The sequence below is a fragment of the Salmonella sp. 741265116_PST genome (genome assembly GCF_046567715.1).
Classification (GTDB): Bacteria; Pseudomonadota; Gammaproteobacteria; order Enterobacterales; family Enterobacteriaceae; genus Salmonella; species Salmonella enterica.
The window spans coordinates 1-10,369 of the sequence record NZ_JBKFPH010000056.1; the positions used below are offsets into that span (position 1 = coordinate 1).

The window sequence follows — 10,369 nt, forward strand, 5'->3', positions numbered from 1 at the left end:
CTTATTTGGTGGACACCACTTTGTCGGATACATCAGATTATGACCAGACGGTTCGCGCTGTACGCTTACGGATACCTATAAATTATCATGTCTTCACAGGGAACGTTCTATCTCAAAAAAAAGGAAAATTGAGATAGTTTTAAGTGGCGGTCTGTATAACTCAAATTCATCAAATTTTGAGATAGCAACATGTCAATCAAAAGATCACCGGTACTTATTGCATTGTCCCAACTTAACGGAGTGGATCTGAAACTCAACCAACACTACAGCCGCGTGACGGACGATAAAGGCCGCTATCTTCCGTTTGACGAATTCTGCCGCCGTACGTCCAGCGGAGAAAATGTCTCTATCGCCTGGACGCTTACGCGGCGCGCGCGTGACTCAGCTATGCAATGGATCCATTATCGCAACGAAACAGGCGATCAGGCTGGCTTTGTCCTTACACCTAACATCATGTCAGTGTGTGAACAGGTGGACAAGCACGCCACAAGGCTGACGCTCAAAGAACTCACCGCCAGACTCAGGGGCAGGGAAAGAGTTAACAGCACTAAGCATGGAAGAGCCCATCACCTCATCACAGCTGGAAGGCGCTAACACAACTACGCTTGTCGCGCGCGACATGCTGGAAAGTGGCAGAGCCCCGTACCGAAGATGAACACATGATCGCTGGTAATGCGCGGTTGATGGCCGAAATACCAGATCTGCTCCAGGAGCCATTAACACCAGATTTAATCCGCCGTTTCCATGCCGTTGGCATGGGGGGAATAAATGACGAAAAATACCGTCCCGGAGAATTCCGCGACACCGATGATGTGATGATTGCAGATTATGACGGTAACATTGTTCATCAGCCCCCAGCCGCCGCCAACCTGCAGGTGCGTCTGCAAATGGTGTGTGACTTCGTAAATGACACAGGATCCTACGCTCACCCCTTGGTAAAAACCTGCGTTCTTCACTTCATGATCGCTCACGAGCACCCTTTCAGAGACGGTAACGAGCGTACAAGCCGTGGGCTATTTTACTGGTACATGCTGAAATCAGAATACGACGTGTTTAAATATATCTCGATCAGCCAGTTACTACATGCCGCCCCGGCCAAATATGCCCACAGCTACCAGTACACTGAAACCGATGATATGGATCTGACGTACTACCTTGAATATCAGGCCAGTATTATCCATCGGGCTATGACAAGACTCTTAAAGCATGTAGACAATCTGGTTGCCCGCGCGGCCCGAATTGACCAATTTTTGTATAAATCAGGAAGCTTATCGCGGCTGAGCGGACGACAAGTCACGCTACTCAATATCATTCTGGCTGAACCTGGTAGGAAATATTCCGCAGCAGGTGTAGCGGAGGCGCTGGGCGTATCGGATAACACTGCGTAATGACCTCCGTACCCTGGCGCGTGAAAATCTCTTAACCGAGATTTCAGAAAACGACCAGAAAACGGTTTATAAAGTATCTTGGGATCTGAACTAAATACGGGAGAACAAGGAAAAGAACGACATCATATAAAATGGCATCGTGAGTATTCACAAAAGCAGAGCTGTGGCAGGATAACCCTGTATAAATCAGCGATATTTTTACAGCGAGGAAGTGATGATGTCGGGGCTACATTCATGGCTTTTAGATAAGTCAACCAGTGACACCTATATGTTCATCAAGCGCCTGTCAGCCAACGATACCGGTGCGACGGGCGGGCATCAGGTTGGCATTTACATACCTTCTGGCATTGTTGAGCATCTTTTCCCTTCAATTAATCATACAAGGGATCTTAACCCGTCCGTGACGCTGAATGCACATACCTCCTCGCACAGTTGCCCGGACAGTGAGGCCAGAGCCGTTTATTACAATGGACGTTTTTTTGGTAAGACCCGAAATGAAAAGCGTATCACCCGATGGGGAGGAGGAAAGAATCCTCTGCAACACCCTGAAAACACGGGGGCACTGGCCTTATTGGCGTTCGATCATCGTCAGGGAGCAGATAGTCAATGCGTTGATATCTGGGTGTGTCATGACGCTGAAGAAGAAGATATTGTTGAGTCATCGCTCGGAGAAATTGTTCCCGGATCGTTAGTCTATGGTCCCGCAAATGAGATTCTGGGCGGTCTGGCTTTAAAAGAACCGGTTTCCAGTGGATATCGTCTTCCGGAAGAGTGGGGAACAAATTTTCCTTCTGGTAAGGAGATTATCGAGTATGCAGCAGCTCACTATTCCCCAAATGTTGCTGGCCCGGATAAGCAATTGATTGAGCGCCGTCGTGTTGAATATGAAATTTTCCTGCTGGTGGAAGAAATGCACGTTCTGGGTATGGTTCTGTCTGGGTTTGGTTCAGTAAATGAATTTATTGCACTGGCGAATTCCGTGAGCAACAGACGAAAATCACGAGCCGGGAAATCACTGGAGCTGCATCTTGAACAGCTTTTTAATGAGTATGGACTGAAAACTTTTGAGACTCAGGCCATTACGGAAGGAAATAAGAAACCAGATTTTTTATTCCCCTCTGCGCAAGCTTATCACGATGAAGCTTTTCCAGAGCAGAAGCTGCGTATGTTAGCGGTAAAAACGACCTGTAAAGATCGCTGGCGGCAGATATTAAATGAGGCAGACAGAATTCAGGACATTTACCTCTTTACCCTTCAGGAAGGTGTTTCTGTTGCCCAATTTCAGGAGATGCAGCAGGAAAATGTCAGGTTGGTTGTGCCCAGTAGCCTTCATGGTAAGTACCCGAAAACTATCCGGGAATATCTTATTTCGTTAGAAACATTTATCGATGAAACTAAATCATTGTATGCCGATGAAATAATTTGATTCTGTTTCCCCCCGGATAAGTTCCGGGGGGATCTGTTTATATTATTTTTTGGTCGCCTTGCTTGCAGCGACTTTCATAATATAAGGCTGAAGCAGTTTTGCCACGGCTTCAAAAACGGGAACAACCACTGAGTTCCCAAACTGGCGATAGGCTTGGGTATCGGAAACGGGGATTCGAAATGGCTTGCCTCCGGGTTGTTCAAATCCCATTAATCTTGCGCATTCATGGGGCGTCAGTCTTCTTGGCCTTTGTTCCTGATTCTCTGGATTAGAGAAATCGATTTCGCCGAGTTCTTTATCCCATCCTCTGTCGATGAGAATTTCAGAGCCATCTTTATGGTAACGAGCGGATAATGTTCTCGCGACGCTGTTTTCATTATTCGGATCAACCAGACCAAAACCGAATCCATTACCTTTGGCAGCATGCTTTTTAGCATAGTTATAGAGATATTCCCATAACTTAGGGCTCAGGATATATTTACTGTCAACCACAGGGTCCAGAAGCTGACCAAATGTTGGTCTTTTCTCAGGGTAGAATTTATCAATATTCTTTAATGTGAATCCCCGATGGATATTAAGGTCACGGCGGAATCCGACCAGAACAATACGCTCACGATGTTGTGGCAGGAAATTTTTACCATCAATAATTTTAGGATCATCTTTCCCTGTGATATTGGCATCAGCGACTTCATAGCCTAATTCGTCAAGGGTATCCATAATGACTTTAAACGTTTTGCCTTTGTCATGGCTCTTAAGGTTTTTCACGTTTTCCAGCACAAAAATGGCTGGTTGCTTTGCCTTGATTATGCGGGCGACATCGAAAAACAGAGTGCCCTGCGCTTCACATTCGAATCCATGTGCGCGTCCGAGCGAGTTTTTCTTACTTACTCCAGCCAGACTGAATGGCTGGCAGGGAAAACCGGCCAGCAGGACGTCATGATCCGGGATATGTTGATCGATATGAGCGTAGGCTTTCTCTTCTGAGATGCCTTCTTCTCCGCTTAGCGTGACTTCGCGGATATCCAGATTGAATGTGTGCGCATCTTCATCGTTGTACCAGTTTGCTTTGTAGGTACGTACCGCTTCTTTATTCCATTCGCTGGTAAAAACGCATTGCCCGCCGATGGCCTCGAATCCTTTACGGATACCACCAATACCGGCAAACAGGTCAATAAAGCGGAAATCATAGTCAGGATGATGAGTGGGTTGCTCCGGCAACATTTTCCGTAACAGCGCTTCTTCAGCCATGGTGAGCGATTTTGGCTCACACTTGCCATTTACCCAACGGTTAAGTGTTTCGCGGCTCCACTCATTTTTACCTATTTTTCTTAGTAGTTCTGCGACATACTTCTGGTCGTAAATTTCAAGCACCCGATCAATCAGCTTCCTGTCGCGCTCTTGTTGTTGTTTTTCTTCAGCTTCTGCTTTTTCTAGCAGTTCCTGCGCAAATAAATCGAATTCAGACATAATGCCTCCTCGGGGTTTATGGGTGAAAATATATCACTCATTTGACCCAGATTAAACGATTTATTCTGGATATTTGATCAGTATATGCGTTCAACAGAGCGTACTAATTATGAGAGCTAGCCAATAGTGTTGCCAATTGTTCTGGGGCGTACATACAAACTGCGCAGTGAATCTTACAGTATCAGGTATACATAATTGTTTGCTAAATCATATAGTTTCTGCATCACACCAGGTAATACAGCCATCTTACGCTGGAAAACAGTCGATAAGATGGCTAATCACACTCCTGACCTAAACCTGACGCCTCTCAAGGCTATTGTAAATTGCCTCAATCTCACCCTTCAGGTTATCACCGCAATAAACCATCGATGTATCGTATCGTTCATATCGCGCTTCACGTGTCGCACTAAACCAGTTGAATGATCCCACGCACAGCAACCCATCATCACCAATAACAATTTTGCTATGAACACGATTGACCAGTTTTGTCGCAATACCCAGCGCATTAAGTTTCTCCAGCGCCGATTTAAGGTTATGCTGCTTCTCTTTTCGCTTCTCAAAATCATTATGTTCAGTGTTGTAGCTTCTGTCAGTGACTACCGTGACGTTAATACCACGTGAACACGCCGCAATCATGGAATCAAGAAAACCGGTTTGTTCCAGCTTTTGCCAGGTTAGCCATGGAGAAACTATCGTGATGTGTTTACCGGTATTTTCAAACGTCTGATTCAGGAAATTATCATGCTGCTCCACACCATGGAGTGTGTAGATTTTGGTCTCGGAAGTTTTTAAATCCTCACGTTCTTTATAGTCAAAAAAGAGTGCATTTTTCTCTGACTCAAAGAGATATTTTGCCAGTAATCCCCGCGGAGATGAGGCTGGCTGGATCTCAAACAGGTCCATATCGCCGAAGACAAGGAAACTGTCCTTAGCTCGGGAGACAGCAACGTTCAGCATGCTGTTATCGCTATCAATAAACGCGCCGTCTTCATGCTTTGAATAGACTGGCGAGAATATAACAATCGCTCTTTCAGCGCCCTGAAGAGAATGCACGGTGCCTACTGTAAGCGACTTTTCATTCGCGCCTGCGCTGATGCCTTGTTTATCCAGCGCCTGTTTGATGGTCGATACCTGCGCGCTAAAAGGCGTCACGATACCGACAACTTCATGAAGCGATTTTCCGTAATGCGCTTCAATACTTTGCTGGTTATCTGTCAGCCAGGCCGCTATCGTTTCAGCCTCCAGCAAATTATATCGGCTTCCGCTACTTGCCAGTTCTCCTTTACCATCAATATGGAGATAACCCATGGCGGGCATTAAATTGCTCTCTTCACCCCCTCTTTTAGGTAACAACTTACCGTGATAGCAAAGCGTATTGCAGTATCCAATAATATTATCGAAGCACCGGCGGTGTTCATATAAGTACATGCCACGTGCCAGTTCGGGATCATATTGATAGCGTGAAGCACACTGCGCTATTTTCATGACGCTGCCAGATGCGGCGCTTTTACCAAGCTCTGCGATTGCCGTATATTTCTCAGTAATCTCTTCTTGCGTACTGCCTGACAGAATTTTTTCCGCCAGCATGTTACCTATATCAATAGCGGGGGTAATACTCCATATTGGTGGGATCTGTTCCGTATCACCAATCACTAATGCCTTTTTAGCTAAGGTAAACGAGGCAGCAGCCACTTCAGGGAGCACCTGCCCGGCTTCATCGACAATGAGTAAATCGGCAAAATCATATAAATAACTTTTCTCGAATTTACGCTGCCCTTTATGTTCACTTATCTGCATATTGCCGGGCAGCATATAGCAGGTCATGACCACACATGGGGTAAGTTTCATTCGGCGTTGCCAGCGAGCTGTTACCCCTTTAGCACCTTTCTTGCCCTTTTCTTTCTGCAGATCATCGATCTTCGCCATATCCATTAGCCAGCGACCTTCCCAGTAGTGGGTCGTCAGTAAGAATGCAGGGAAGCGAATCTGCGTATCAGCCAGTTCATCGGCCTGTGAGAAGCTCAGTTCTTCATCGCCCTCATGCCCTAAATCAAGTGCCAGCCTCTGCCATTCCTGAGCCGCCTGCTGTTCTTTAAGAACGATTTCATGCGCGGAGTCAATCTGCTGCCGGTAGGTTGTTTGCTCGCGCTCGGCGGAATTAAGTAACCTATCGATATTACGTTCGATGGTTTCAGGATCAGACCACTGATTTCCCGCAATCAGCGCACCTAATTTATCTTCGAGAAACAGTTGTATTTGGTACTGCCGCTTACTGCGAACTGCAGGAAGCCATGAAAATAATGAATAGATCAGTGATTCACTGGCCCGATATTTTTTCCATTCCGCTTTAGCACTTTTTAGTAGAGTGACTTTTTGTTCTTGCCCGACAAGTAATTTATTTAAATTATCGAGATATTGCTTAATGTCGTTAGCAATAAGCTCACGCGCTGCCCGAACCTGGCTTAGCGTTTGCCATGTTGTGTTCAGCCTTACCAGTTGTTCGGATTTTGCTGCCAACTGACCATGCAGGAGTTCAATAACCTTTTCAGGGGATGAACACTCTTTTTCAGGAAAGGCTGCCTTAGCTTTCTCCAGATAAAACAGCTGTGCATCCTCTACATACTCTTTTGATTCAACCTGGTTGAAGAAATCTTCAGTTTGATATTTTTTGGCGGCCTCGGCTTTACGAGTGCTTGAGGGAAAATAAGCGCCGAAGCTTTTCAGCTCTGGCAACCATCGTCCGGCCATTACACCAGTGCCCTGGGAAAAATCTTTCCCGAACGCCTCGATAATGTTCGTTACAGCCTGGTTATTCGTTGAAGTCGCGATAATAACCGGAGGCTCCGCTTTTTCGAGAGCCGCTCGGGCCCACTGCGTGGCGATGATAGAAAGCACCAGCGTGGTTTTTCCGGTTCCCGGGGGACCATTGACGGCAAGGATATCGCCATGCCTCGCATCCAGAAAATGGCTTAAGGCATCGCGCTGAGCCTTTGCCAGCGGAAACTTATCCCCGGCGTGTCCAAGTCTGTCGCTGAATTTTGCTTCCGGAGGAAGTAATGACTCTGCAGCATGAACTTCCCGCGAGGCGAAACGATTGAAGAGCGGCACATCCTTTTTGCAAACAAGCAGGTGATCATAAAGTGAAAGGATATGGAAACTGGCGCCGCCAGATTGCGCCGTTTTAACAATATAACCGTGCTCAGCGAGTTCATATTGCTCGGGATTTTTAATCCAGTCGCCGACAACGTTCTTCAGTAGCTTCTCTGAATCATCCAGATATTGACGCCAATCCTGCTGCCAGGCTGCATATCGTGCTTCTCGTTCTTCATCTGTTTCGGCGGTCTTATCAACACTGTCATCAAAGTTGATAGAGAATGAGGTATGTGTCGTTTTATATTTATCATACTGCCCAATCTCACCAATTGAAAATGCTCCTTTTGGCAAAGGTTCAAGCAGGTCTCTGGGAATGGAGGTCGCTGGCGTCGGATATAAAAAACCTTCACGGCTCAACAGGGCTGGCGTCACTATCGGGGTAACAATATCAGGCGCACCAGCGGAATGGTCCTTTCCACGCTGCAGTAACCGGAAATAAACCTTTGGCCGCAAGATGACATCGACTGTTTCGACGTCGTCTTTTTCTCCCTCAAAAAATTTACCGACGATCGTTTCGTCAAGACGTCCCGCCACTATCCCATGCCAGTGAGTGAAATTTTTGGCATCTTTGCGTTCAAAACTGCCCTTTCCTGACTCAGCATCTGCCAGTGAATTGCGCCAGTACGAGGCAAACCCTAAAGCATTGTCATCCATTACCAGTCCTATGTTTCAATGAAACCCATTGATTTATCGAATATAAAATCACCGTATGGATAACTATTGTCCACGTTGAAAGGCTGGCTGCAATGTTTTGTTCACGCTTCAATACAAATACTCAGGTTATACGGAGTTCAGAAAACGACCATATCATGCTGCATGTCACATAAAAGCGTTATAACTGAACCAGCAGAGGATTACCGGCTGCACAGCACGCTCCAGAAGCCCGTGAGCCCGACGGGACAGCGTTCAGTGCAATATTGGAACCTGTAAGCTCAGAAAATAACGCTGTCGAATGTTCCGCCGACCAGTTTATGTTACTGGAGACCCATTCGCGCGCTACGGACTCAAGCGTATAAAGAGGCTCTCCACCCTGCTTTTCCTCTCTGCGTTTTTCCGCCGGATTAACGCCTTCTAAAATAAGCCGTCTTATATCCGCTTGCTTCTCCCTTGCCAGTGCAAGAGAAATAAGCGGATAAGGGCCTAATGCCATACGGCTCTCTTTGTTTCCAAAGCGAAATTTCAGATACCACAGCTTGGATCCGCTGGAGTTCACCTGAATGTAAAGACCGTGGCAGTCAAAGAGCCTGTATGCCTTGCCAGGCGGCCTGACATGCCGGATTGCGAGATCTGTAAGCGCCATTTGGGGTCCCCCCTCTATCGAACCGGGTTTGCCCTTTTTGCCTCAGATCGCGTGGATGTTAATGGATGAAAAACGACCAACACGGGAAAATCACAAAATAAATATAGTTATTCATCAAAAATAAATTATCTTTTAATTACAGAAAGATATGGACGAATTTGGACGGAAATGGACACAAAAAAAGCCGCCCTTAAGCGACTTTGATTTGCATCTTTTGGTGCGAAGGCCGGACCGCGATCCTCGACGTAACCTATTGAAATAAATAATATTACAAAACAAGATAACCGCTATATATACTCACGCGCGATTCTCTGAAAACGCAGCTAACTTAAAATCCCGCCTCATCTTCTTCCACAGGCTCAAGCGCGTCAAGTCCCTTTCAGAACGGTGAACAACTCTCCATTTGACCTGCAAGCCATTCAGAACCCGTCAAAGATAAAATCGAGAGCATTTTTGATGGTTTGCCTGTGGGAACGAACGTCCATCACCTCATCACCAATCTGCGAAAGCCTGATACTCGCCATTTCGTGAGCCATCACCAGATAGTCATTACCTTCCACATTCAGAGTGGGCGTGAGGCGCTTAACTGGGTTATTTACCAACCTGCTCACAGGAAACAATGGGATAACCATGCGAGTATGCAGTTCATCAATAATATCGCTTTGCACATCAAGTAAATAAGGATAAGCCTTGCTGTTTCCTTTATTGCGATAAACCATGTATTGCATGGTTAAAACGTCCTGTAATCGTCCGATAAAAGGCCGTGCTCATCAGTAATACGATTGAGCTCCTGCAAACCCGCTCTATTTTCTGCTTTCCAGCGTTCAACGCCTGTGGCACTGATTTCCTCTTTCAGCGCAGCGGTAAGCACCGCAGACAGATTAATACCTGCATCACGGGCTTGCTGAAGCAATGCAGGTTCCAGCGTGACACTGACTGTTTTTTTATGTCGTACACTCATACCCGACATAGAGCCTCCTGAAATTACACGTGTAATAAACACATGTATCTAGTATGGGGAGTATTTAAGCAAATGGCAATGAGAGGCGACTATCTCGGATAGCAACATCTTTGCCTGTCAGGTTTCCTTTAAACGGTTGGCAAAATCTACCATATCCGAATGACTCACCACACGACCGGCATCCACATCGGCAAGACCGGCCTGGATGCTCTGGTGACGTAGCTCTCTTTCTGCCAGCATGGAGAGTAATGCTTCCTTTATGACCCAGCTCTTTGAACGATCCAGCTCTACAGCCAGATTCTCAACGGCAAGAGCCAACTCAACTGGAATCTGCGCGCTGATGGTCTGTTTAGCAGAAGAAACCATAGGGATCACCTCATTTAATAACACTTAATAACTACTATTAAGATTAGCATAGCGGTGCCTATAAAAACATCACATCTTATTTCGCAGGCAACATCCCCGGATAGTGTTTCGCCACGATATCATTCATCTTCTCCACCAGATCCAGACGCTTGAACGTGATATGTCCGCTGCCCTTCTGGAAGTAGCGAATAGACATCTTTTCATCTTTATGCGGGCCACGGATACGCAGGGTTGGCGCGGCCCTTCGCCACACAAGCCCCGCAGACGGCAACCAGCGGCGAACGGTTCCGGCATGTAACTGGCAACCG

At 46.5% G+C, this 10,369-nt stretch carries 6 protein-coding genes and 4 pseudogenes; 2 read left to right on the forward strand and 8 right to left on the reverse strand.

Annotated elements, in window-relative coordinates; genetic code table 11:
* Positions 1-189 precede the first annotated feature (189 nt).
* Together ACLD11_RS21375 and ACLD11_RS21380 are read left to right on the forward strand one after the other, a co-directional pair.
* Positions 190-1,482 (forward strand): annotated as a pseudogene (locus ACLD11_RS21375) (Fic family protein).
* Positions 1,483-1,605: 123 nt separating this feature from the next.
* Positions 1,606-2,814 (forward strand): type II restriction endonuclease, encoded by a 1,209-nt coding sequence (locus ACLD11_RS21380; RefSeq protein WP_411015347.1) that lies wholly within the window; start codon positions 1,606-1,608, stop codon positions 2,812-2,814.
* 42 nt (positions 2,815-2,856) lie between these two features.
* On the opposite strand, the gene ACLD11_RS21385 is transcribed toward ACLD11_RS21380, so the two are convergent.
* From ACLD11_RS21385 to ACLD11_RS21420, 8 genes and pseudogenes are all read right to left on the reverse strand, one after another.
* A complete protein-coding gene (locus ACLD11_RS21385) occupies positions 2,857-4,281 on the reverse strand; it encodes a DNA cytosine methyltransferase (protein ID WP_080160323.1) in 1,425 nt (474 codons plus the stop codon).
* A gap of 291 nt (positions 4,282-4,572) precedes the next feature.
* Positions 4,573-8,088 carry an AAA domain-containing protein gene (locus ACLD11_RS21390; protein WP_411015346.1) on the reverse strand — a complete coding sequence of 1,172 codons (3,516 nt, stop codon included), beginning with the start codon at positions 8,086-8,088 and terminating at the stop codon, positions 4,573-4,575.
* Positions 8,089-8,449: 361 nt separating this feature from the next.
* A pseudogene (locus ACLD11_RS21395) lies at positions 8,450-8,734 on the reverse strand (Arm DNA-binding domain-containing protein); the annotation flags it as partial.
* A 419-nt stretch (positions 8,735-9,153) separates the two neighbouring features.
* Positions 9,154-9,462 carry a CcdB family protein gene (locus ACLD11_RS21400; RefSeq protein WP_411011558.1) on the reverse strand — a complete coding sequence of 103 codons (309 nt, stop codon included), beginning with the start codon at positions 9,460-9,462 and terminating at the stop codon, positions 9,154-9,156.
* Between the two features lie 2 nt (positions 9,463-9,464).
* On the reverse strand, positions 9,465-9,704 hold the full coding sequence (locus tag ACLD11_RS21405) for a type II toxin-antitoxin system CcdA family antitoxin (protein WP_000016244.1): 240 nt from the start codon (positions 9,702-9,704) through the stop codon (positions 9,465-9,467).
* Between the two features lie 108 nt (positions 9,705-9,812).
* Entirely contained in the window at positions 9,813-10,061 is a 249-nt protein-coding gene (locus ACLD11_RS21410; protein WP_411011557.1) for a CopG family ribbon-helix-helix protein, read from the reverse strand.
* A gap of 76 nt (positions 10,062-10,137) precedes the next feature.
* Positions 10,138-10,257 (reverse strand): annotated as a pseudogene (locus ACLD11_RS21415) (DUF4942 domain-containing protein); the annotation flags it as partial.
* Positions 10,252-10,369: pseudogene (locus tag ACLD11_RS21420) on the reverse strand (IS630 family transposase); the annotation flags it as partial. The pseudogenes ACLD11_RS21415 and ACLD11_RS21420, both read right to left, overlap by 6 nt.